Genomic DNA, 23249 nt, shown 5'->3' with positions numbered 1-23249 from the left:
TGCTTCCTCTGCGGTTAAAAATTACTTGCCTCAAGCGAACGGCTTGTAGGCGGAATCAGACGGGGCCTGAATGTTAGCAGTCAATGGTTCAGACTTACCGTAGCCGTAGGGTTCGCTGATGACGATAGGGATTTCTTCAAAGTTTTCTACTGGTGGTGGAGAAGCAACCAACCATTCCAAACCAATAGCGCGCCAAGGATTAGCAGGTGCTTTTTGACCATGCATCCAGGAAACTACCATATTGAAAATGAAGGGCAAGGTAGACATTCCTAAGAGGAATGAGCCAAGACTAGCAATGATATTCCAGAATTCATACTCTGGTGCGTAGGAAGAAATCCGGCGTAACATCCCTTGCAATCCTAATGGGTGCATGGGTAAGAAGTTGAGGTTAGTACCAATGAATGTTAACCAGAAGTGCAATTTGCCCCAGCTTTCGTAGTACATCCGTCCGGTCATTTTGGGGAACCAGTGGTAGATGGCTGCATACAAGCCCATTGTCACTGTTCCGAATAGGACATAGTGGAAGTGACCAACTACGAAATAGGTGTTATTGACATGCACATCCACAGGTACTGAGGAAAGCATAATGCCAACGATACCTGCGAAGACGAACATGATTAATGCACCCAAGGCAAATAGCATGGGTGTAGTTAAGCGCATCTTTCCACCCCAAATTGTTGCTACCCAAGCAAACACCTTAATGCCAGTCGGTACAGATACCAACATTGTGGTTACCATGAACAGCATCCGCATCCAAGCTGGTGTACCACTGACATACAAATGGTGTACCCAAACAATGGCGCTAACGACTGCAATTAACAAAGAGGAAATTGCAACTACTTTGTAACCAAATAAAGGTTTGCGGCTATAAACAGGGAAGATTTCGGAGAAGATGCCGAAGATGGGCAGAATGATCACATAAACGGCAGGGTGGGAATAGAACCAGAAGTAGTGTTGAAACATGACTGGGTTCCCGCCTTTGCTGGGGTCAAAAAAGGCTGTGCCAGCAGTGAGGTCTAGTAGCAACATGACGGCACCAGCTGTCAAGGCAGGTAGACCAAAAAGTTGGATAATTTGGGCACTAAATACTGCCCAAACGAATAGGGGCATTTTAAAAAAGCCCATACCTGGTGCCCGCATCTTAACGATGGTGGTGACAAAGTTAACTGCCCCCATAATTGAGGAGACACCAGATATTGCTACCGCTAATAACCAGACAACTTGACCATTAATTAAGTTACCTGTGGGGTTTTGCAAACTAACTGGGGGATAAGCCCACCAACCAGCTTGGGCAGGGCCGCCAGGAACAAAGAAGCTAGCCATCAAAAGAATCCCGACTACCGGCACCATCCAAAAAGCAACGGCGTTGAGGCGGGGAAAGGCCATGTCTCGTGCCCCAATCATCAAGGGCACTAAATAGTTAGCAAAACCTACTAAAGATGAGTTTACAAGGGACACCTACAGATCCGATGCTGAAATATCGGGTGACTATACGTAAGTTTTGAAATTTGCCTTACGCACAGGCAATGAAACAATCTGGCTTTTTTGCTATGGCGGTAATAGCGATCGCCATATGATTGTTATGAGAATGGTGCGATCGCTACTGTTGAGACTAACTTACAGTATCTAGGATGGTACTCCAAGTATTTCGACCAACAATGCCATCATTTTGTAAATTGGCATCACGTTGCTGGAATGCTTCTACAGATGCAGCAGTTGCAGAACCATATATGCCATCAACTGCACCTGTATAATACCCTTGCTGTTTCAGAAATGCTTGGATATCCTTAACAGCTTGACCCTGGCTACCAATCGTCAGAATAGGTGCAGTGTTTGGCGAGTATTGGCTGAGGTTATTAGAATTGACAGGAGTGTTGCGATTATAGGCATCCAGCAATGCCTCCCAAGTGTTTTGGCCAATTCGACCATCGGCAGTTAAATTACGCGATCGCTGAAATGTGATTACGGCAGAATATGTATTAGGCCCATATATCCCATCAATCGCTCCATTGTAAAATCCTTGCTGCTTCAGGAAGATTTGTACATCTCTGAGCGCCGGTGTCACAGTACCACGAACAAGTATAGGTGCAGTTGATGGTGAATATTCAGTGAGTTTACCATCAGCTATGATGTTGGTAAGTGTAGAGCTTGTTTGTCCTCTAGCTGGTGTCATACTAACAGGTAGCACTCCTAACACCAATGCTGAGAACAAGCTAACTCTAAGAATTTTTGAACGCATAAATTGAGTATTCATAAATTAATACTCCTTGGAAAAACGACAACAAAATTTTTTAGCCTCAAGTATCTACCAAGGCTCACAAATACAAAACTAATTAAAAAAAGTTTTGGCAGCAATTATCTCAATGCGCTGTAAATGTTCGCTTACAAGTAATTGATTTTGCTGGATTTGACAAACAATTTGGATATCTCAAAATCTCAGCAAAGCATTATTTGTCAATTACTTTTTACAAAGGTTTACTTGTTTGACTATTAATTTGATAATAATTAATTATTTTTTCATTAACTTCAGTCATAGGTCAGAGATGATAGTCAAAATTTTTCTATAATTCGCATTTTCACAACTTTATATGATTGCGATTTTATGCCTTGCTGTCTGGTGCAATACTAACTTTGGATAGATAACAAGTAAACCTCTTGGCTGATGAAAATTCTGATTTGAGGAGAGAAACTGTAACAGTAATTGAACAAATGTGAATACATTTGTCATAGTCTGAGGAGGAAAAATGACAACTCAACAATATAAACGTGCAGTTGGTACATTTCCTAGCCGACAAGCAGCCGAAGAAGCTTTAAATGAACTGCGAAACTCAGGTTTTTCAATGGATCGAGTTTCTGTATTGGCGAAAGATACAGAGCAGAACGAGCAAATTGCTGGTACTCAGGTGAGAGATACAAGTGATAATGAGGCACGAGAAGGTGCTGGTGCTGGTGCAGTCACAGGTACAGTTTTGGGGGGTGTTGGCGGTTTACTTGTCGGTCTTGGAAGTTTAGTGGTTCCAGGCGCAGGGCCATTTTTAGCAGCCGGAACCTTTGCAACTACTTTGGCTGGTGCTGGGATTGGCGCAGCAGCAGGCGGTATTATCGGAGCGCTAACTGGTTTAGGGATTCCTGAGGAAGAAGCCAGAAGTTATGGCGATCGCGTTTCCCAAGGTGACTATTTGGTAATGGTGGAAGGCTTTGGTGATGAAATTGAGCGTGCTGGTTCAATTCTCAGAAGTCGTGGGGTTCGTGATTGGAGAACATATAACATCTCTAATGCTCCCGATCGCACTCCTTCGAGAGCCGACCAGATGTATGGTGATCGCCAAAGAACTGTAGATACTCCCGCTACCAGCAATGATTCCCCAGTAGAAATTGTTGATAAGCGTCAACAGATGCGCTAATTTCAGTGCAATTTTGCAGATCGCAAATGCATTGATTAAGAAAGTTATGGATGTCAACCAGCAATAAATAGTCTTTTATTGCTGGTAGGCTCTGTACTAGCCTTTTTTTTTGGCTATTTACTAAGCTATTCTGCTTTTAAGTTGCACAATCCCTCATGAGGGCTGTTGACCGTTGACCGTTGACAGTCAACCGTTAACAGTTAACAGCCTTCTTGAGTAGTTATGCAATTTAGGCGCGCATTAGCTTACCAGTTTCACTCATCAACGCTGGAATTTTCATCTTTAGTTTATCAGTCACAGCAAGTAACATGAATGCAGAAATATCCGTAGTTTGGAAGCAAATTCAAGAGATGCTCAATGGATTTATTGCACTGCTTCCAAATATGGTGTTGGCATTAATTGTCTTTGTCATCTTCTTTCTGATTGCTAGGTCAATTAAGAAAGTTGTCAAACGAGTAACAAGAAACCGTCGTCAAGCTCGCAACTTAGGATTAGTACTGGGGCGTTTAGCACAGGGGACAACAATTCTAATAGGACTATTCATCGCTCTATCAATTGTCATACCTACATTTAGAGCCGGTGATTTAGTGCAACTTTTAGGAATCAGTGGGGTAGCAATTGGTTTTGCCTTCCGCGATATTTTGCAGAACTTTTTAGCAGGAATTTTAATTTTACTCACTGAACCTTTTCAAATTAATGACCAAATAGTCTTTAAAAACTTTGAAGGAACTGTAGAAAATATTGAGACCCGCGCCACCACAATTAGAACTTATGATGGTCGGCGGATTGTGATTCCTAACTCCGAATTGTTCACCAATTCTGTGACTGTAAATACTGCCTTTGAAAGCCGTCGTTTAGAGTATGATGTCGGCATTGGTTATGGTGATGATATTGACCGAGCCAAGCAATTAATTTTCCAAGCAATGCAGAGTGTTGATGAGGTGTTGTCAGATCCTGCACCTGATGTATTGGTGATGGAATTAGCTGAAAGTACTGTGAATATCCGCGCCCGTTGGTGGATTAAACCACCCAGAAGAGCCGACGATCTGACTTCACGCGATCGCGTCCTCACTGCAATCAAGAAAACCCTCACCGCCAATGGTATAGATTTACCTTTCCCCACCCAACAAATTTTATTTCACGACCAAACCGAAGAGACAGATGGCGATCGCCAAAGTCAGCGTGAAGGGTGGCCGGCTGGTAATCGGGAAGTACCAAAGCCTCGCCGCATCAGTTATTCTCTGAGGTTACTGGCACAAAAACGTTCTTCTAATGACGGTAATGGCAACATAGATTCTCAATTTGACGAACAATGAAAAACGTTAAGTTAAGCAAGCTTTGGGATCAACTGCACTCAAGCTACTGGTTTATTCCCGCAGTCATGGCGGTGGCGGCTACAGCTTTGGCGTTCATTATGCTCAGTCTTGACCGTTCTGGCAATGCAGATATTAATTACTGGTGGATTTATACTGGTGGTGCAGATGGAGCGCGATCGCTTTTGGAAGCTGTAGCAGGTTCGATGGTAAGTGTTGCGGCTACAGCCTTTTCAATTACAATCGTTGCCCTGCAGCTGGCTGCGTCAAATTTTGGCCCCCGATTACTACGTAATTTTATGCAAGATACGGGTAATCAATTGGCGCTAGGCACATTTATTAGTACGTTTATTTACTGCTTGCTGGTACTGCGGACAATTCATGGAGAAGGGGACGGATACAGTCTATTTGTGCCGCAACTATCTGTGACAGTCGGTATTTTACTAGCAATTATTAGCATTGGTGTCCTGATTTATTTTATCCATCATGCTTCAACTATTATTCAGGCATCTCACATCATTATCAATGTCAGTGATGATTTAGATAAAACAATCGAGCGCCTGTTTCCAGAAAAAGTTGGAGAAGGTCAAACCGAACAAGATGCTACTGAATCAATTCCCACTTCTTTTGAAGAGGAATCATACCCTATTCCAGGGATAAAAACAGGTTATCTGCAAGCTATAGATGATGCAGAAATTATGAATATTGCTTGCAAGTATAATCTGCTGATTCGCTTGGAAACTCGACCAGGAAAATTTGTAGTTAGAGGTAGCGATTTAGTTAGAGTTTTTCCAGAAGAAAGAGTGAAGGCCAAACTTGTCAAACAAATCAATGATGCTTTTATTTTAGGTATAGAACGTACAGAGCAACAAGATATAGAATTTCCCATCGTTCAATTAGTAGAAATTGCCTTGCGTGCCATCTCTCCTGGCATCAACGATCCATTTACAGCAATTCGTTGTATTGACAGACTCAGTGCAGGTTTTTGTCATTTAGTTCAAAGGGATTTTCCATCACCTTACCGCTACGATCAAAACCAAAAACTACGCATTATTGCTCCAGGAACTAATTTTACAGGATTACTCGATCGTGCCTTTAACCAAATTCGGCAGTATGGTAAATCGGATGTAGGAGTAACTATTAGGTTGTTAGAAGCTATAGAAACTATTGCTAACTATACAAACAATCGCCAATATTGTACATCCCTCAAGCGTCATGCTGACATGATTTTGCAAGATAGTCGAGAAGGACTTTTACAAGAGCAAGACCGCCAAGATGTAGAGCGACAGTATCATGCAGTAATTAAAGCTTTAGACTACAACAAAGCGATTAAAAATTGGAATTTTATAGAACATAAGAGCAAAAGATGAAAAGTATAAATTGGCGAGGATATCGAGCATTAGCTTGGTTAGGACAAGCACTATTGGCAATCTTTGTAATTTTTGCATCAGTTCAGGGTAATTGGTTGAATGCCTTAGCTTTAGGATTTTTTTTGATAGCATCTTTGGTATTTGTGATTCGAGATGACAAATTACCAACTTTATTTGATTGTTTATTTGTAGTAGCAGCTTTGCTAAATGCGCTCGGTTGGGTTTGGGGTTTATTTAATATGCCGGGGCCCTATGACGAAATTGTTCATTGTTATACAACTTTTTCGATTACCTTAGCATTGAGTTTTTTAGTGTATAGTTCTATGTTGAATATTTTTCGGAATCATACACTTTTATATTTGCTAACTATTGCCAGTTTTGGTATTGCCATTGGTGCTGTATGGGAGGTTATAGAATGGTCGGCTGGCAAAATTTTGAGTACTGAAGTGATTGTCAGCTTAGATGATACCATCATCGATTTAATTATGGACTCTTTAGGGGCTGGTTTAGCAGCTTTAATTAGTCTTTGGGGATTACAAGAATGGACAAATCCCCAAACAAAATCTGAGTATTCACTTACTAGTGGAGGTAGGTAATAAATTAATTGAAAGCTAAGTAAGAATTAGGAATCATCAAAAACTCCACCCACAAGGGGATGGAGTTTTTGGGCATGGGGCAAAGGGCATAGGGCATGGCGAAGAAATTACCAAAATATTGATATTAATCCACCTAAAGTTAAGTCCGTTTTAGATGGTTAAAAATGCGGTTGATGAGTTTTGAACCTACGATAGGCTTACTCAGACAATCATCAGCACCAACTACAAATAACTGCTCAACAATATCTGCTGCAAAAGTATCAACTAAAAACAATACTGGTAATGAGTTAAAGTCAGGTTCATTACGGACTACCTGACAAATGTCGATGCCATTAATATCAGGCATATCTACATCTAAAATCAATAAATCGGGAGCAAATTCTAAGAAAATTTCCCAAAAGCGTCGGGAATCTTTCAAGGTATTTAAGTTCACTCCCCAAGGTGCCAAATGTTTTTGGATATCAGTTAAAACTTTTGGTTCATCATCAACAACCATGATTCTCGCGCCAGTAATCTGAGTTGGTTGTATGACTTGAGTAATCGCCTGTAAAATTTGCTGGGGTGACACCGATTTCTGCAAAAAAGAGCATCCGCCAGCACGCGCTACTTCGACACGCTCAAGAAAATTATTCTTGTCTGTAATTACTAATGTAGGTATTGCAGGCGATCGCCTAGACAACTCCTTGACAAAATTTAAACTATCTTGAGTGCTATCGCTAACATTCAAGTCAAGTAAAATTGCATTGGGGTTTGAAAATGCGATCGCATCATCTAAAGCACCAAGATGATTCACAATCTTCACTGCCATTCCCTCAGTTGCAGCTTCTTTAACCAAAGGTTCTACTACTTCTGCATCCTTGCTCACTATCAATAGCAGATTTTGACGAGCTTCACTATGTACTACCTCAACAGGAGTTAGATAAAACTCCTGTTGTAACTGCATCACGAGTTGATCTAAACGTAAACACTGTGATACAGAGATAAATGCTTTACCTGCAAGTAAATCTTCTATTTCCTCGGCTAATTGTGAACCCTCAATAAAGCCAAAACTTCCCAAAGAACCAACTAGCTTATGAGCTTCTTGTTCTGCTTGCTGAAGCATTTGACTGTCAAGGATACCTTGTCTGTAACTATCGACTACTTGCTCTAATACAGCAATGCGCGAGCCAACTTTAGCTTTGAAAGCCTCTCGCGCCTGAGCAACCGCTGCTAACAAAGTTTGCTGCTGCTCTTGTGTTGCTTCCGTCTCGATTTCCTGGCATGAGGGTTTTAAGCGATAACCCATACCATAAACCGTTTCAATAAAATCATAGTTAGCGCCTGCTGCTTTGAGTTTTTGCCGCAGACTTTTAATATGAGACTTAATAGTATTTGCTGCTGGTGGATCTTCTTCCGCACCCCACAGTAAGTCTACAATTGCACTCCGACTATATACGCGCTGATTGTTGCGTAAAAAAAGTTCTAAAATACTAAATTCTTTTGCAGTTAAATGTAGAGTTTGACTATCATAAGTTACTTCAAAACTACTCGGATCTAGACGTAAACCTCCCCATTCTAAAACCGGAGGTAAAGAAGAATTTCCCCGACGAAGTAAAGCGCGAATCCGAGCCGATAACTCTTGAAAATCGAAAGGTTTAACAACATAATCATCTGCTCCTGCATCTAAACCCATAACTTTATCAGTCTTGGTATCTTTTGCAGTTAAAAGCAGAATCAGCATTTGATAGCCTTGTTGTCGTAATTGTTGACAAAGGCTAATACCATCTAGCTTAGGCAGAACTATATCGAGCAAAATTAAATCATAGTTACAGACATTTACAAACTCCCAAGCCTCTTGTCCATCAGCAGCAATATCAACTACATAATGTTGTTGAGTAAGAACTACTGCAACAGCTTGAGCCAGGGAACAATCATCTTCAACTATGAGAATTCTCATGCAAATATTTTGTCAATAACAATCTCCAGAGATAGATTATGCCTATTCTCACACGCTAAACATCTATCAAAGGCAAGTATCAAAGGTATGGTAGCCTGACTGTAAATGTTGCCCTCGATCTAATTCCCTAGCTCTACGCTGTTAGAAACCAGTAAAATTGTAACCAACTCCTAGCATCAAACCCACATCCGTATCATCTAAAAATGCGGCATTCACTCCTGCTGTTGCCGTAAAGTTAGTATTTAAAGGCACATCTACGCCACCAGTTAAAAGCAAGCCAACGTCTGGATCATCACTAGTTTCAATTGCTACGCCAGCTCCAACATAAGGTGCTACAGAGAATGTATCTTCAAAAGCATCTGCTGTGCGGAAGTTAAAGTCATAAGTTAGAGGAACCAGAACAACAGGATCGTCCTCAATAGCCACAGATGGACGCACAGATATGCTACGTGTCAGGCCAATTTTACTGATGACCATAAAGCCACCTTCACTTAACGCCGAGTCACCACCTAAACCAATGTTCCCAGCCACGCCAATATAGCTGGAGCCACCACGGGTAGTTCGACCAGGATTAATATCTACTTGCGCCACCTCAGCAGCAGTTTCAGCAGCAGGTTGTGTTGGCTGAGGAATTAAATCGGCTGCTGTTGTTGAGGTTTTACCGGGAGTTGGTGGAGTTTGTACTTGAGCAGATAATTCACTACCAAATATTGTCACTGTGGAGCAAATAAGCAACGCAGAAAATCGTTGTGACCAAATATTATTCATTGTTCAATTTTTTCTGTTGACTGTTGACTGTTGACTGTTGATTGTTGACTGTTGATTGTTGACTGTTGACTGTCAACTACTCTTCATGCGATATTTCATCAATAGTTTAGGATTGCTATAGTATCAGGCAATTTCATGAACCACATGGATCGCATCATTAAATGCCTGAGTTACACCTTTGAAGTTAGCTGGCAAAAGTGGAAAAGTCGTGGATATCAGCGATATTTTCAAAATTGCTCAGATTGAATAGGTAACTTGACTGTAAATGTCGCTCCTTGTCCTATTCCTGGACTTTGAGCGGTAATTGTACCACCATGCACCTCTACTACATGATGTGCGATCGCCAGTCCTAAACCTAATCCTTTATTTGAGCGAGTATGAGTACTATCTGCTTGGCGAAAGCGTTCAAATACGTGAGGTAGAAACTCAGCACTAATACCTTGGCCTGTATCTTTCACTTCAATGAGTGCTGAGTCAGAAGAATTTAACTCAGCAATTAATGATAATCTCACTTCAACTCTACCGCCCTTAGGTGTAAATTTAATGGCATTGGTGAGTAAATTTAATACAACTTGTTGCAAGCGGTCTGAATCACCGCTAATTTTAGCGATAGAAGTATCAAGTATAGTTTCAATTTGAATATTTTTAGCATCTGCTAATGTTTGAACAACTTCTATTGCATCTGTAATTACTTCTACTAAATCAACCAAATCAATATAAAGTGAAAGTTCTCCTCTGACAATCCGCGAAATATCAAGTAAGTCTTCAATCAGTTGCATTTGTAAGTTAGCATTGCGCTCAATTGTTTCCAGTGCCAGATTAGCTCTAGCCTCATCTAATGCACCTGTTTGCAACATCCCCACCCAACCAATAATTGCAGTCATGGGGGTACGTAATTCATGGGAAACTATCGCTAAAAAATCATCCTTAGAACGGTTGGCGGCTTCTGCTTCGGTGCGTGCGGCTTGTTCTCTTAACAGTAATTGTTCTCGTTCTTCTTCAGCTTGTTTGCGCTCAGTAATATCTTGCATAATTTTCGAGAAGCCGCGCAAATTGCCATTTTCATCTCGTAAAGGTGTGATGATACACTGAGCATAGAAAAATGTACCATCTTTACGAACGTGCCAGCGATTATCCCTATAAAAACCTGCTGTTATAGCTGTGCTTAATATTTGTTGTGGTACTCCTTGCTCAATTGCTGCGGGTGAAAAAATTTGCTCAAAAGATTGACCAATAATTTCTGCTTCTTGATAACCTAATATACGTTCTGCGCCAATATTCCAAGTGGTAAAGTTACCATTTGGATCTAGCATGAAAATTGCATAATTAGTTACTCCTTCTACTAGTAAGCGATAACGTTCTTCACTTTGTTTTAATTTATACTGGCTTTGACGTAGATGCTCGTAATTTTGCTGCGCTTGCGATCGCGCTTGGCGCAGTGCAGAGTTGAGTGAGCTAATCAACAATCCTACTAACGCAAACTGAACCAACCCCACTACAGTAAACCCACTAACAGCCAGAGAATCGAAAGGCGGTAAGAGGAAGTAGGCGCAGACGATTGCAGACAAAAAAGTAGCCACCAATCCTGGCTGGAAGCCACCATACCAGGAACTCACCATCACAGCAGCTAAAAATAACGGATAAATAGAATTCAGCCTGTGTAGCTGCCATAGAAGCAGTGTCAGCAGTAAAGCCAGTAGAACGCTGAAGCAGGCAATGCTATAGCCTAGAATTTGCGATCGCCGCGTCAATCTCTGCATTTTTGATTATTTCAAGTTGTACCCTTAGATAGATTTTGCTTCTACACGAGTTTTCCACTTTCAAGTTTTACCTTAGAAATCAATCTTAAGAGTATGGTAATTCTTAATAGTCGCTCTTCAGAATCAAAGTAGTCAGAAATAATAAATTCTAACAGCAACGAAAATCTTAACGATGAAAACTCAACAAATTTTAGTCATTGATGATGAAGATGACATCCGTCAATTGATTCAGACTTGTCTAGAAATCATGGGGGGCTGGAATGTTTTGACAGCTACTTCAGGTAGTCAAGGATTACTCTTAGCTCAGTCATCTCAACCCGATGCCATCCTGTTGGATTTAATGATGCCTGAGATGGATGGTTTGACAACTTTTCAAAAGCTACAAGCTAATCAACTAACTAAACATATCCCGGTAATTTTATTAACAGCTAAAGGACGTACATCTGAGCAGCATTTATTTATTCAAATGGGCATTAAAGGCATCATCAGTAAGCCATTCAATCCTCAGAAATTAGCTGTTCAAGTAGCAGCAGCTTTGCAATAGATACATCATTAATCAGAGACATTATTCAATATTTAGCCATTCTTAGCCTGAAATTATGAATAATCTGGCGTGAAATTTATGGCAGATTTGCTAAAAAATAATCTATCTTTAGTTAGGTAAAGTCTTTCTCAAGTAGTAATTTCAGATGAATATATATATTCTCCACTAGTTTTCCACTTTTAATATTTAATTTATAAATAGTTCATTTTTGGCTTGAAGCTGAATTAATAAAATATTTTTGACTATAAAAATCACAAAAATCAGCAATTAAATTCAGCAAGATTTTGAAAATTCCTACTCTGAGCTATTTATGAAACACACATTATGAGGTGCAAATGTTAAATAATTTAGAATCTTTTTCAAATACACCAAGCAAACAAGAATTTGCTACTACCTTTCGTTTAGTAAGCAAAATTAGTTTTTGGGTACAGTTAGTTCTTGGCTTAATTTCTGGTATTGCTGTGTTATTGGCTTACTTTAGCCGTAACATTACTACCCAAACAAACAATGCAGGTATAGGATTTGGCATATTTTTAGCTATTGTTGGTATTTTATTACTGTGCTTTCGGGTATATTGGGCTTTCCGTTACAGAAAATTAGCACAACTTTTACAAACACCAAATCCTCAAAACCATCCCAAGAAAGAAGATGTAATTCAAAATTTACGCATTGGATTTATCGTGAGTTTGGTAGGAATATTAATAGCTTTTATTGCTTCGGAAGAAACAGTTGCAATCATTTTAGGTAAAGCCTTAGCACAACCTCAAGGTGTGGCAATTTACCAACCAGAAAACGTGATTCGTTCACTAGATGTTTTTGTCATGTTAGCTAACGTGAATTTGATTGGCGCTCACTTTTTTGGTGGAGTTACTTCTCTAGGACTCCTCTATTGGGTAGAAGATTAAAGAATTTATAGCAATCCTAAATGATTTGTGAAATATTACAAGTAGGGTTGTTAACAATCAACAATCAACAGTCAACAGTCAACAGTCAACAGTCAAAACCGATATTTTTCACAACTGAAATAGGATTGCTATAGCTACTACTATTGACATACTAAACCTCATACTCAAGTCATATTCTCTAAATCAACTCGAATTCTCCTCGATTTTTCCACTATTGAGATTTAGTCTCAAAATACAGTCTGTTTTCATGTCTCCTCTTTTGGTTGAGCAGCTCAATCTTATCTGAATTTAGATGTTGAATTGAATATTGAGATTCTTGGACAAATCATAGTTAACAGTTGATTCTAGCCACAAATATGATAATTGACCAAAATCAAATAATTAATCAAATGTTCAGGAGGTATTTATGTACAAATTAAATCATTTTAATTGGCGGAAAATTGGATTAGCAGGTACAGCTTTTGGGAGTTTATTAATTAGTTTTTCTAGCATAACTCCATCAGCATTAGCACAACAACAAAACTCTAAAATTAACCCTTGTCCGAGTATATTTTATGAAGTACCACACCGCGATCGCGTTATGGTTCCCGCCGGATGTCCGCCGAATGCTGCAACTTTAAGAATGCAACAGCAAAGACAAACATTAGGTCAACCAACTATTATAGTTGTTCCTATTCGTCCAGGTGTCAGACCAATCTATACTACGGCAAGAATCTAGCAGTAACAGGTGAAGTAGAAGATATTAGAAATGCCAATTCGTTTACCTTAGATGAAGACAAGTTATTTGGTGGACAAGACTTGTTAGTGATCCGCGCTAGTACTCCCCAAGGAACTGTAAACGAAGGTGAAAAAGTTGCAGTCACGGGTGTATTACGTCCATTTGTGGTCGCTGAACTGGAACGGGATTATGATTTGAACTGGGATTTGACTTTGCAGAAGCAACTGGAAGCCGAATACAGTAATAAACCTGTGTTAGTTGCAAATGAAGTTTATCCTTCAGCAATTCCGCAATAGAGAATAAAAAAGAAAGAAGAAAAAGAGGTGTGTTGAGTGTTGACAAAAATTAGGCTTTTCACAACAATCGAAACTTGAATAACCGTAAATAGAGACAGCTTTTTTAATATGAAGAGCCTGAAGACCAACCAAAATAAAAGCAAGGACAACTCCCAAAGGCGAAGTTTATTAGAATGGCTTGGTAATGCATCAGTGTTAATTTTCTTGCTGTTGTTGGCTTTGCTAGTGAGAGGAGGTAGCTTTTTTAATTCCAAAACAACTTTCACTAATACATCTGAAGTTGCTCAAGTTACAGATACATTTCTTGGAAAGTCTGTAACTATTAGAAGCAAAGCAATTCAGAAAATCGGTTTGAGTTCCTTCACTGTCAAAGATGCAAGATTCTTCAATGGCGAACCTATTTTAGTTGTCAATGCTTCAGGTGTGCCTTTTGATCTACCAGTTGACCAAAACATAGAAGTTCAAGTTACTTGTCAGGTTCGCAATTTAGCAATTGACAACATTGAGCAAGAGTTCAATCTAAACCTAAAGGATGAATATTACAAAGAGTACGTTAATAAACCTGCAATTATTGCTCAATATCTTGCGCTCTCACCCGAACCCGCTCAAATAATTCAAAGTCCTGAAAAATACTATGGTCGTAAGGTTGCAGTAACGGGAAAAGTGGCAAATATCCGCAGTGCGATTTTATTAACATTAGATGAAAATCAATTGTTTGGTGGGCAAGATTTACTAGTGTTATTAACAGCACCACCACAAGTAGCAATAAATCAAGGTCAGACAGTATCAGCAATGGGTGAAGTTCGTCGGTTTGTTGCTGCTGAAATTGAGCGAGACTACAACTTTACTTGGAGTCTTGATACGAAAAGAAAGTTAGATGCTGAGTATGCTAATCAACCTGTTTTAGTTGCAGAAACTGTATACCCTTCTTAGGAATTCTCAGTTGGTCATGGTGTTTTTATGGATATTTTGAAAAAATTTAGCTCGTTTGAACTATGAAAATAAACATTTATTTGTGCCTGGATTAACCAAAGAACAAGTAGCAAATCTCCCGGAATTTACCGAAGGTTTAGCAATTGATCATGATTACGAAGAGCGAGTTAGAGGAGTTTATCGCCCTTTAGTACCTTTAGCAATGCCGGGTATGTTCGGTATGATTGGCGCTCCTGCTCCCTACAATTACACAATGGAACCTTACTTTTATGAACTAACCGATCTCTAAGCTGTTAAGCATTTAAATTGTATATTTTGCACTCAGGTTGTCAAAAGTCAAGAGTCTAAAGTCCAAACTAGCCTTTGACTCTGGACTCTTGACCCTTGACAGTCCTAACGCCAGAATATTTGATTTAGGTGCGTATCAGCTTACTTCAGAACCTATGAAGAAAACATGAAAAATAGGAGGAATTTTAACAGAACAAAAATATAAAACAGATTGGATATTTATAAAAATGTGTAGGGAAAAATCATTCTTTTTAGGGATGGGATGAAACACATCCTGAAACTGATGACTGATGACTGATGACTGTCAACGTGAAATCCCATCTCCGGAGAGTGAGATGAGCTTAATAAACAATTTGTTATTTGGATTTATTTTTGGAGGAATATAAGTGTATGAATCCTCAATTTATCAGCTCAAAAATTTTCCGATTTGGCTTGATTTATGTATTATTTATTGGGATGCTACCCTTTAATTTGGCACCTGCTCAAGCACAAGTAAATAGTAATAGCTCAATTACAGGTAGGCTTTCTAGATACAATCCCCTGAATGCTCCCTTTCTTAGGGTTGGATCTCGTGGACAGGCTGTAACAGATGTGCAAGCTGTTCTCCAAAATTTAGGATTTTATCAAGGAGCAATTGACGGTATTTATGGACTGAGAACCGCTAGGGCTGTTACAGCATTTCAGCGATCGCAGAGATTGGTTGGTGACGGTAGAGTAGGTGCGCTAACCTGGCAAGCATTACGCGATCGCACTAATGCAGCGCCTCTACCTGGCCCCTTTTAACGCTCAACTAAGTGCTGGGATTATCTTTCTTGACTTCGGGTTAGCTAAATTGCAACATATGCGATCGCATATTTATTTTCCAGCGAGGTTTTTCCTGTTGGGGTTTTCAGCGAGTATTACTACTAATTTCAGTCGGACGAACAATATAGTTAGCAGCCTGTATATTGCTAGGTAATGGTTGAAGTCTTCCTTGATTTACCAATGCTTGATAGATAAAAGCTGCGATCGCGCCACGAGTAGCTGGTTGAGTAGGATTGAGAACTTTAGTATTGGGATGATTGACAACTATACCTGCTTTCGTTGCTTCGGCGACTTCATCAACCGCATACTGAGGAATATTTTGAGCATCTGTATAATAGTTACTAACTAAAGTAGAAGCCGGAACTGCTGGGGAAGAAGCAGCAGCAGTTTTATATACAGCTTGAGCAGTCATCAGTGGCTGCATTAAATTAGTCATTCCTATAGGAAATAACAACTGTTTTCTAGCAGGTTGAGGGTTATTAGGTTGAGTTGCAACTGGCGTTGTCAAATTCAAGTTTTGCGCCAAAGCAACTAATGCTTCCACCCTGGAAACTGGCTGTCTAGGGCGAAAATATCCTCCCGGAAAACCATGCATAAATCCCATTTCATAAGCTTCTTCAATCGCTGGCGCTGCCCAATTGCCAGTAGGAACATCTTTATAAACACTACCACTGGCTATTTTTCGCTCTTGATTTTGGTTGAACGCTTGACGAATAATTGCCGCAAATTCATCGCGATCCACGGACTCATTGGGTCTATAAGTCCCATCTGGATATCCGGTAATAATGTTGCGTTCTGCTAGCCTTTCAATGAACGGTTGTGCCCAGTGATTTTTGGTGTCGGGAAAGTTAGCTCCTGAGTTTTGAGCCACGGCTGCTTGCGGATTGGCAAAAATCAAAGGCTCTACGATACAGGTTAAAGCTATCAGCCCTAAAAAGAGTGAAGTTGTAGTTATCGATGATTTATTAATACAGTCAGACACAATAATTCTCCTAATTACTAAGAATCTTTTTATCTCTAAGCTTAACCTCAATTATCTCGATTTTTTTCTACCTCTTGGTATATTCAAATTTAAAAAAAATGATTATAAAGACTGTGAACTTATATGTTTAACATCAGGAATCAAAAATAAAATTGCTTTCTCCACTAGTTTTCCACTTTTCGCTTCTAAACTATGAAACTATCAAAATCACATCACAATTGTGATATTTGGTCTGGATTTTTGTGGAAGATTGTCCCCACAGCTTTTATCGGAGTTCATCTCCGATAAAACATTTCTTATGGCCTATATTGAACACCAATTATATTCATCTGAGCAATCTTAGTCAGAATTGATGGTTTAAGGTTTTTATTAAACTTGTAAATAAACAACCTATACAGGTTTAAGTCGGTAATGCTTACAATATTTATCCGTCAAAATGTTTAACTTGGAGGCAAATAATATGGCAATCGTAAAGCTTGAAGAGTTTTATCCCAACTACCGAGAAGATTCCTTTGAACTAGATGACATCAAAAAATTTGATGTTTATGCTAACCGTAATGAAAGAGTAGGCTTATTATCGGATATTTTAGTTGATGAGCAAACAGGTAACTTCCGCTATTTTGTGGTAGATACAGGTTTCTGGATTTTTGGTAAAAAAGTCCTGTTACCTGTTGGACTAGCTGACATCCATTACACTGAAAAGCACATTTATGCCAAAGGCTTAACCAGGGAGCAAGTAGAAAATCTGCCTAATTTCGATGATTTAGAGAAGGTTGATTACGACTATGAGGAGAGAGTACGCGGCGTGTATCGAGGTTCTCTGACTACTTCTGATGTAACACAGCCTGCCATGTACGATCACAACAATTACAACTACGAGCAAGAACCTTCACTTTACAACATTAATGACCAGGATCAACAAAGCCTAAAACTGTACGAAGAACGATTAATAGCCAACAAACAACGTCGCAAAGCTGGGGAAGTCAAAATTGGTAAACACGTAGAAACAGAAACGGCTCGTGTAGCAGTTCCCGTAGAAAAAGAGCGTGTAGTAATTGAGCGTGTTAATCCCACACAGACAACACCAAGCAATCCTCAACACGCCTTTCAAGACAGCGAATTCGCTCGTATGGAAATTTATGAAGAAACGCCTGATATTTCCAAAGAAGCTGTTTTGCGTGAAGAAGTTCGAGTGAATAAGGTTGTAGATACAGATACAGTTGAGGCTAGTGATACAGTTAGGCGCGAAGAGTTAGATGTGGATAGTGAAGGAATTCCAGTTGTAGATAAGAGTAATAGGCATAATAAATAGAGAAGAGCTATAATTTTGAGCAGTACAAAAAGCGATCGCAATGCTGCGATCGCCTTTTTTTTACTTCAAAGTTTTTTATAATTGGTTATATTCGTAACCCTGAATCCCAAAGCCTTTTTCCTGTAAATAAATTTGACCACTATTGCTTTCACCAATGATCAATTCTGCTTGACCCGACCGAGTTTGAGTTACAGGAATAAATCTTACTTGATAAACAGTTGTACCTTTGATTGCTATATAGCTAATCCAAGGTTGGTAATCATCGCTTTTAGGAATTCGCACCGCAGCCACACGCAGTAAATCCGTACTATCAGTTGCTTTAACGTAAATATTCATATATGGCTGTTCTCTACCATAAACACGTACTTGTCGGCTTTGGGTTTCAAACAACAGCCGCGTATCTGATTGTGAAGGATTGGGATTTGCTAAAACATTAATTACATCTTCACGTACCCAACCGATATCATTATTACCCTCTGCATATCGGATACGATACCAAGAATATCTATCACCAGCAGGCTGACTTTTCTCCAAAATAGTCACACGAGTACCAGATGGTTTGGTGAGTTTCACATTGTTGCTCAACGAAGGGCCAGAACGGATATTAATTTGCAAGTTCTGGTTATTCGGGTTATTTGTTTTGAGAATCCCAATTTGTTCAGTTCCAGTAATCATAATTTATTTCCTTGCAATTGATGTGTGTGATATATAAAACCTGTAATGATTTAAGATTTTGATATTAAGTATTAGTGAAGTGGCGTTGAAACATCTTAACTAATAATCCTATAATAACTAAAGTCAAAACCATTAATAAAATTGATATCCAGTTAAAACCTAGACTAAATCCTGCTGTGGTATTTTCCCAACGTAAAATCCAGAAATAGTTATTACCAATAATAAATGAAGGCACTGCTAATATTTTTAATATTGGTATCAGCAAAAATGTAGATATCAATAATAGGCACAAAGCCATCAAAGCAAAATTTAATAAAGATGATGCTACTGAACGAGGTCTACTTTTATCAGTTCTACCAAAAGGCAGTTCTCGACGAGTTACATGAAGAGGAGCATAAATAGCCATCCCTTCTTCCCTATCTTCGACTCGAATTGACTGCGGACAACGTATTAATTGCACCGCCATCCAGATATCACCAATCGCACCACCTGTATTGATTGCAATTACCCAAATTAACCAAGGTGCTTGAGGAAAAATTGCTAATAGGAGCAAACATAAAATATCAATGACTACTAATGGTGCTAGACCAATGACAAGAAAATTATTGCGGCGGAAAAAATTCCCAGGTGAAGTTGCATAAGCTAAAGGTAATAAATATTTAATTTTCAATCCATAGCGTGGCGAACCACCAAAAGCAGCAAATGCAATTCCATGCACTAATTCATGAACAATGATAGTACCAAAAGTAACCACAAATAAAAAGATAAAGGGGATAATTCCGCGCCAAACTCCACCTTCAGAACTTTCTACACTGAAAATCAGTGTTTCTCCGTGAATGGTTGCGTAATACCAACTGGCACCTGCGGCTGCTATTATTAACAATAATGAACCCAAAGTAGTCCAAATAAGTGAGATTTCCGGAGTTACCTGGAATACATAAATCGGCTGTTGACGATTTGTGAGATTCATAATCATTGCAAATTGCTACCCTTACGTTCCAGATTAATAATCTTCCCGGACTTTTTCCTCAGTCTCTGGGTTTAAATACTCTGGCGATATTGAAATAAATTTTCTAGGATTTTATTAAAATTCAAGATTGAATCTTGCTATAGCAATCCTATTTAAGTTGTGAAAAATATCGGTTTTGGCTGTTGACGGTTGACGGTTGACTGCTGACTGTCAACAGTTAACAGTTAACAACCCTTCAGATCAGATTTCACAAATCATTGAGGATTACTATAGTTTAGTTGTATTACTTTTAAAATGAAACTGGATTGGCTTGAGGATTTATCTAGAGACTTGATATTTAGAGTAGGCACTTTGTATCTGCCTTGATTAACCCCAGCAATTAGACTATTTAAAAGCTTGTTGTAATTGCTCAGAATTCAAAGATTTCACTAAACTTAAAGGTAGTGGTTGCTGACTAATAGTATTAGTATAATCTGCGCTGAGGTAAGAAATATAGCTTGGTTGTTGGGCTACATAAGTTTAAAAAAAAGGAATGCTTAAAGCTTTAACATAACTACGAGCTAATTCAGGACTAGAACCGATTACTTGTGTAGGCACTGGCACAACTGCATTTGATGATTCTACGATAGTTGAAAAGTGGGTGTCACCATTAATTAATACTAAATATTTATTGGGAATAGTCAACCAAGTAAATGGTTTAATTTGTTCTGGTAAAGCTGGAGCTACGGTATCATTATTACCAGAAACAATCATCACTGGAATTTTATGTGACTTAAAGGAATTGTTTGCCGCAACGGCAAGCTTTTACTTTAATTTCACTCCGGTAATCTCATACTTTAGACAGTAGCCTGTTGGTTTATAGGGTAAAAATGGCTGGAATTATTATCAAACTTCCTTAAACCAAGCATATTTACTTAAAAAGTGTTCAGAACAAACGGCAAGCTTTTACCTAAGTTTTGAACTCATGGCAACATTTTAGTTAAAACTGAACTATTTCGGTTGCGAACCGACAGGTCGGCGCTTCGCTATCGCCATCGAGGGAGACAGTGAGTTTTCTCCACTATTTAAAGTAAAATTCTGCCCCTAGTTCAGAATTGAACTAAAAGTAAGCCGCTTGTTCATTGACCATATTGTAAATAATTATACTTAATGATTGAAAATTTTATCAGAGTTACAGCAATTTTTGTCTCATAGACTACTAGATACTGTTTAAAGTATCAAGAAGCCGCAATCAAATTAAAGTAAAAGCTTGCCATTGCGGCAAACATTTCCTTTAAGTCACAAATATATTACTTTACACATAAAAGCGGATTTTAGATTGATTCTACAGATAAATCTAGGGAATTTTACCATCAAATAAATATTGGTAATTCTGATTCATATCATCTGAAAATTCATTCTATGTTACTTCTTGATTTGGCTGTGAGATTGGGAAATTTTTACTGTGAAAGTAGTGCCAATATCTACCTCACTTTCTACGTAAATTTCGCCTTGATGCAATTCCACACACTTTTTAACTACAGCTAATCCTAGTCCAGTCCCAACAATTTTACCTACATTCTCTGCACGATGAAAAGGCTCAAATAAATGCTGCTGAAATTCTGATGGTATACCTATGCCTGAATCTTTAACTTGCAAAATAATTGTGTCTGCTTCACAACTGAGAATCAACAATATATCTGCATCTGCTGGCGAGTATTTAATGGCATTGGCAAGCAAATTACTGAGAATTGAGTATAGCAAATTTTCATCTAATTGAGCATGGGTACAGTTATTTTTTGTAATAAATTTAATTGGATGTTGCGGTTGATTACAAAATTGAATATCTTCAATTAAGTTAAGACAAAATGCTTCTAAATCTAAAAGTTCTGGATTAAATTCTAGCTTCCCAGCTTCTGCTCTAGTCAGAGTCAAAATATCGGTTAACAATTGGTTCATTGACCGAGCTGAAGATTGAATCCGATGTAAATTTTTAACTTTCTTTTCTTCTGTCCACTGCTGATTGCTTTGAGCTAATAATTGAGCTGAACCTAAAATAATACTCAAAGGGGTGCGAAATTCATGGGAAACCATCGAAAAAAAGCGCAGTTTTAATTCACTGAGTTCTTTTTCTTGAGCTAATGTCCGTTGCAAAGCTTCTGCTTGCTGACGCTTCACCAATTGTTGATAAAGCAAAGCGTAAACAGCCAACAAAATAGCAAAACTCAGCACTGTACCTAGGAATTCAATTAACATCCGGTTGTGAATATTTTGCTGGGAATGTTTCACCGAAATTTCTAATAACTGTTCTTCTCTTGCTTGCAACTGAGCCAGAATTTGGCGAATTTCACCACGAGTTTGGTTAATTTTTGTAGCTTGCAGTGCAACGGTTGATTTGCCTAATTCCTGAAGTTTGAGCGACTGTTGAGAAAGTTCAACTCTTTGAGCAATTAAAACTTTCAGCTTCATGAGTTGTTGCTGTTGAGAAGTATCATCAGCAAGTTGTTGTTGCAAATTTTTGACTTTGGCATTTAGACTTTGCATTGCCTGTTCATAACGTTTGAGTTCCGATCGCTCTCCAAACAGAATATACCCTCTACGTCCTGCTTCCGCATCTGTCAAGGTAGCAAAGATATCGATCAGGCTTTTCATTACTTCATGTGTATGCTTTACTTTATTGCTACTTGCAATTAACTGAGTGGCATTTTGGTAAGAAATTAAACTAACTATACCCATGAGTATCAAAGATAAACCAAAACCAGAAGCAATCCATTTTCTTTCCAGTGACCATTTCATAGTGCTACCTTTAAATTCCCCTATTTGTACCCGATATATGCCCCTTATTTCTACAATTTATTGTTAGGCTAATAATTGAATTAACCTCTTTTACACTATACATTCTTCAAACTATTTTAATTATTTAGTTTGGAGAATTTTAATTTTTCTATATCCTCAATAAAAAGCTGATTGTAAGTAGGTAGACACGAATAAACTTAACGATGTAAAAGAATGTAAATTACTCAAAACTCTTGCGATTGCTACCCTAGCCTGCGGGAACGACTTCTCTACGAGACGCTGCGCGAACGTCGAACGGGAACGCTTCTCCTGCGGAGACGCTACGCGAACGCGAACACTTCGCTTTGCTACGTACCCTTCGGGAACGTCTTCGACGAACGCAATGACATAGTTATAAATTTTCCTGCCCACTTACTTAGTAGTCGGATTTAATTTGTCAACTTACTGGTTTTGCACATTGACCGTTGACAGTCAACAGTTAACAGTCAACCATTACCAATAGTAGTTATGCAATTTAAAGCTGTATTAGCTTAGAGTTATACAATATTACAGATTGTAGCGATTTCTGACAAAACTTGTGGATTTAATATCTATTCGATAATTACCCGATTTCTAACCGATTTCTACCCATTTTTTTAATATATAAGCTGTAAAGTTAAACATAAAGAAAAACTCACCAGACTATTTTGTTTTTTGCTACACTTTTATGTCTCATTTTCCAGTTAATATTGCTAACCTTGTACTAACCAAGGAACAGTATCATAAGCTCAAATTCTATGCAGATAGTCAGCATATCTCCCTTCAGGAATCAATTATATTGCTAATTGATTCTCTACCTAAGCCTTCTCAAAGTTGCCAAATTTTAAATAATAGATATTCAATTTTGTCTTCTAGAAAGTT

Annotated in this window: 21 protein-coding genes and 2 pseudogenes; 13 read left to right on the top strand and 10 right to left on the bottom strand. The window is 38.7% G+C overall.

Annotated features, from left to right (window positions below; all coding sequences use genetic code 11):
* Positions 1-30: 30 nt before the first annotated feature.
* Positions 31-1404, bottom strand: a complete 1374-nt coding sequence (locus tag HGR01_RS00690) for a cbb3-type cytochrome c oxidase subunit I (RefSeq protein ID WP_235623018.1) — start codon at positions 1402-1404, stop codon at positions 31-33.
* Between the two features lie 97 nt (positions 1405-1501).
* Between HGR01_RS00690 and HGR01_RS00685 the strand changes: the two genes are divergently transcribed.
* Positions 1502-1630, top strand: a complete 129-nt coding sequence (locus HGR01_RS00685; protein ID WP_255325138.1) for a hypothetical protein — start codon at positions 1502-1504, stop codon at positions 1628-1630.
* On the opposite strand, the gene HGR01_RS00680 is transcribed toward HGR01_RS00685, so the two are convergent.
* Positions 1613-2254 carry a peptidoglycan-binding domain-containing protein gene (locus HGR01_RS00680; protein ID WP_045867836.1) on the bottom strand — a complete coding sequence of 214 codons (642 nt, stop codon included), beginning with the start codon at positions 2252-2254 and terminating at the stop codon, positions 1613-1615. The two genes, HGR01_RS00685 and HGR01_RS00680, sit on opposite strands and share 18 nt — an antisense overlap.
* 490 nt (positions 2255-2744) lie before the next feature.
* On the opposite strand from HGR01_RS00680, the gene HGR01_RS00675 reads away from it, so the two are divergent.
* From HGR01_RS00675 to HGR01_RS00660, 4 genes are all read left to right on the top strand, one after another.
* Positions 2745-3404, top strand: a complete 660-nt coding sequence (locus HGR01_RS00675; RefSeq protein WP_045867835.1) for a general stress protein — start codon at positions 2745-2747, stop codon at positions 3402-3404.
* A gap of 308 nt (positions 3405-3712) precedes the next feature.
* Positions 3713-4720 carry a mechanosensitive ion channel family protein gene (locus HGR01_RS00670; RefSeq protein ID WP_045867834.1) on the top strand — a complete coding sequence of 336 codons (1008 nt, stop codon included), beginning with the start codon at positions 3713-3715 and terminating at the stop codon, positions 4718-4720.
* Complete coding sequence (locus HGR01_RS00665; protein ID WP_045867833.1) at positions 4717-6087, top strand: DUF2254 domain-containing protein; 1371 nt, start codon at positions 4717-4719, stop codon at positions 6085-6087. Before HGR01_RS00670 ends, HGR01_RS00665 begins: the two co-directional genes overlap by 4 nt.
* On the top strand, positions 6084-6683 hold the full coding sequence (locus HGR01_RS00660) for a hypothetical protein (RefSeq protein ID WP_045867832.1): 600 nt from the start codon (positions 6084-6086) through the stop codon (positions 6681-6683). The genes HGR01_RS00665 and HGR01_RS00660 overlap by 4 nt, the downstream gene beginning before the upstream one ends.
* Positions 6684-6822: 139 nt before the next feature.
* On the opposite strand, the gene HGR01_RS00655 is transcribed toward HGR01_RS00660, so the two are convergent.
* From HGR01_RS00655 to HGR01_RS00645, 3 genes are all read right to left on the bottom strand, one after another.
* The gene (locus HGR01_RS00655) at positions 6823-8619 is read right to left on the bottom strand and encodes a response regulator (protein ID WP_045867831.1); all 1797 of its coding nucleotides are present in this window, start codon (positions 8617-8619) and stop codon (positions 6823-6825) included.
* Between the two features lie 141 nt (positions 8620-8760).
* Positions 8761-9387 (bottom strand): hypothetical protein, encoded by a 627-nt coding sequence (locus HGR01_RS00650; RefSeq protein ID WP_045867830.1) that lies wholly within the window; start codon positions 9385-9387, stop codon positions 8761-8763.
* 227 nt (positions 9388-9614) lie between these two features.
* Positions 9615-11147: an ATP-binding protein gene (locus tag HGR01_RS00645; RefSeq protein ID WP_045867829.1), complete on the bottom strand. Its 1533-nt coding sequence runs from the start codon at positions 11145-11147 to the stop codon at positions 9615-9617.
* Between the two features lie 172 nt (positions 11148-11319).
* Here HGR01_RS00645 and HGR01_RS00640 point away from each other — a divergent pair, with 172 nt between their 5' ends.
* The 7 genes and pseudogenes from HGR01_RS00640 (at position 11320) to HGR01_RS00610 (ending at position 15614) form a co-directional block, all read left to right on the top strand.
* Positions 11320-11691 (top strand): response regulator, encoded by a 372-nt coding sequence (locus HGR01_RS00640; RefSeq protein WP_045867828.1) that lies wholly within the window; start codon positions 11320-11322, stop codon positions 11689-11691.
* Positions 11692-12026: 335 nt separating this feature from the next.
* Positions 12027-12596, top strand: coding sequence for a DUF3611 family protein (locus tag HGR01_RS00635; protein ID WP_045867827.1), 570 nt, complete (start codon positions 12027-12029; stop codon positions 12594-12596).
* 406 nt (positions 12597-13002) lie between these two features.
* Entirely contained in the window at positions 13003-13314 is a 312-nt protein-coding gene (locus HGR01_RS00630) for a hypothetical protein (protein WP_194007711.1), read from the top strand.
* A pseudogene (locus HGR01_RS00625) lies at positions 13296-13610 on the top strand (hypothetical protein); the annotation flags it as partial. The gene HGR01_RS00630 and the pseudogene HGR01_RS00625, both read left to right, overlap by 19 nt.
* Before the next feature lie 108 nt (positions 13611-13718).
* The gene (locus HGR01_RS00620; protein ID WP_045867826.1) at positions 13719-14543 is read left to right on the top strand and encodes a hypothetical protein; all 825 of its coding nucleotides are present in this window, start codon (positions 13719-13721) and stop codon (positions 14541-14543) included.
* A gap of 82 nt (positions 14544-14625) precedes the next feature.
* Entirely contained in the window at positions 14626-14832 is a 207-nt protein-coding gene (locus HGR01_RS00615) for a hypothetical protein (RefSeq protein ID WP_228045235.1), read from the top strand.
* A 389-nt stretch (positions 14833-15221) separates the two neighbouring features.
* A complete protein-coding gene (locus tag HGR01_RS00610) occupies positions 15222-15614 on the top strand; it encodes a peptidoglycan-binding domain-containing protein (protein WP_045867825.1) in 393 nt (130 codons plus the stop codon).
* Between the two features lie 106 nt (positions 15615-15720).
* Here the strand turns inward: HGR01_RS00610 and HGR01_RS00605 are convergent, their stop codons facing one another.
* On the bottom strand, positions 15721-16617 hold the full coding sequence (locus tag HGR01_RS00605) for an S-layer homology domain-containing protein (RefSeq protein ID WP_235623000.1): 897 nt from the start codon (positions 16615-16617) through the stop codon (positions 15721-15723).
* Positions 16618-17077: 460 nt separating this feature from the next.
* Here HGR01_RS00605 and HGR01_RS00600 point away from each other — a divergent pair, with 460 nt between their 5' ends.
* The gene (locus HGR01_RS00600; RefSeq protein WP_045867824.1) at positions 17078-17929 is read left to right on the top strand and encodes a DUF2382 domain-containing protein; all 852 of its coding nucleotides are present in this window, start codon (positions 17078-17080) and stop codon (positions 17927-17929) included.
* Between the two features lie 75 nt (positions 17930-18004).
* On the opposite strand, the gene HGR01_RS00595 is transcribed toward HGR01_RS00600, so the two are convergent.
* The 4 genes and pseudogenes from HGR01_RS00595 to HGR01_RS00580 form a co-directional block, all read right to left on the bottom strand.
* Positions 18005-18604: an SH3 domain-containing protein gene (locus HGR01_RS00595; RefSeq protein ID WP_045867823.1), complete on the bottom strand. Its 600-nt coding sequence runs from the start codon at positions 18602-18604 to the stop codon at positions 18005-18007.
* 64 nt (positions 18605-18668) lie between these two features.
* The gene (locus tag HGR01_RS00590; protein ID WP_045867822.1) at positions 18669-19574 is read right to left on the bottom strand and encodes a DUF3267 domain-containing protein; all 906 of its coding nucleotides are present in this window, start codon (positions 19572-19574) and stop codon (positions 18669-18671) included.
* Positions 19575-19958: 384 nt separating this feature from the next.
* Positions 19959-20345, bottom strand: a pseudogene (locus HGR01_RS00585) (alpha/beta hydrolase family protein); the annotation flags it as partial.
* Between the two features lie 633 nt (positions 20346-20978).
* On the bottom strand, positions 20979-22349 hold the full coding sequence (locus HGR01_RS00580) for an ATP-binding protein (RefSeq protein ID WP_045867820.1): 1371 nt from the start codon (positions 22347-22349) through the stop codon (positions 20979-20981).
* Positions 22350-23249 lie beyond the last annotated feature (900 nt).

The organism is Tolypothrix sp. PCC 7712 (genome assembly GCF_025860405.1).
GTDB classification, from domain to species: domain Bacteria; phylum Cyanobacteriota; class Cyanobacteriia; order Cyanobacteriales; family Nostocaceae; genus Aulosira; species Aulosira diplosiphon.
This window is presented reverse-complemented; position numbering and strand designations above follow the sequence as displayed.

Bases quoted from the DNA above. Each gene is read 5' to 3' on its own strand.
- HGR01_RS00690 (WP_235623018.1), bottom strand. From the start codon at position 1,404: ATGATTGGGGCACGAGACATGGCCTTTCCCCGCCTCAACGCCGTTGCT.
- HGR01_RS00680 (WP_045867836.1), bottom strand. From the start codon at position 2,254: ATGAATACTCAATTTATGCGTTCAAAAATTCTTAGAGTTAGCTTGTTC.
- HGR01_RS00675 (WP_045867835.1), top strand. From the start codon at position 2,745: ATGACAACTCAACAATATAAACGTGCAGTTGGTACATTTCCTAGCCGA.
- HGR01_RS00670 (WP_045867834.1), top strand. From the start codon at position 3,713: ATGAATGCAGAAATATCCGTAGTTTGGAAGCAAATTCAAGAGATGCTC.
- HGR01_RS00665 (WP_045867833.1), top strand. From the start codon at position 4,717: ATGAAAAACGTTAAGTTAAGCAAGCTTTGGGATCAACTGCACTCAAGC.
- HGR01_RS00660 (WP_045867832.1), top strand. From the start codon at position 6,084: ATGAAAAGTATAAATTGGCGAGGATATCGAGCATTAGCTTGGTTAGGA.
- HGR01_RS00655 (WP_045867831.1), bottom strand. From the start codon at position 8,619: ATGAGAATTCTCATAGTTGAAGATGATTGTTCCCTGGCTCAAGCTGTT.
- HGR01_RS00650 (WP_045867830.1), bottom strand. From the start codon at position 9,387: ATGAATAATATTTGGTCACAACGATTTTCTGCGTTGCTTATTTGCTCC.
- HGR01_RS00645 (WP_045867829.1), bottom strand. From the start codon at position 11,147: ATGCAGAGATTGACGCGGCGATCGCAAATTCTAGGCTATAGCATTGCC.
- HGR01_RS00640 (WP_045867828.1), top strand. From the start codon at position 11,320: ATGAAAACTCAACAAATTTTAGTCATTGATGATGAAGATGACATCCGT.
- HGR01_RS00635 (WP_045867827.1), top strand. From the start codon at position 12,027: ATGTTAAATAATTTAGAATCTTTTTCAAATACACCAAGCAAACAAGAA.
- HGR01_RS00630 (WP_194007711.1), top strand. From the start codon at position 13,003: ATGTACAAATTAAATCATTTTAATTGGCGGAAAATTGGATTAGCAGGT.
- HGR01_RS00620 (WP_045867826.1), top strand. From the start codon at position 13,719: ATGAAGAGCCTGAAGACCAACCAAAATAAAAGCAAGGACAACTCCCAA.
- HGR01_RS00610 (WP_045867825.1), top strand. From the start codon at position 15,222: ATGAATCCTCAATTTATCAGCTCAAAAATTTTCCGATTTGGCTTGATT.
- HGR01_RS00600 (WP_045867824.1), top strand. From the start codon at position 17,078: ATGGCAATCGTAAAGCTTGAAGAGTTTTATCCCAACTACCGAGAAGAT.
- HGR01_RS00595 (WP_045867823.1), bottom strand. From the start codon at position 18,604: ATGATTACTGGAACTGAACAAATTGGGATTCTCAAAACAAATAACCCG.
- HGR01_RS00590 (WP_045867822.1), bottom strand. From the start codon at position 19,574: ATGAATCTCACAAATCGTCAACAGCCGATTTATGTATTCCAGGTAACT.
- HGR01_RS00580 (WP_045867820.1), bottom strand. From the start codon at position 22,349: ATGAAATGGTCACTGGAAAGAAAATGGATTGCTTCTGGTTTTGGTTTA.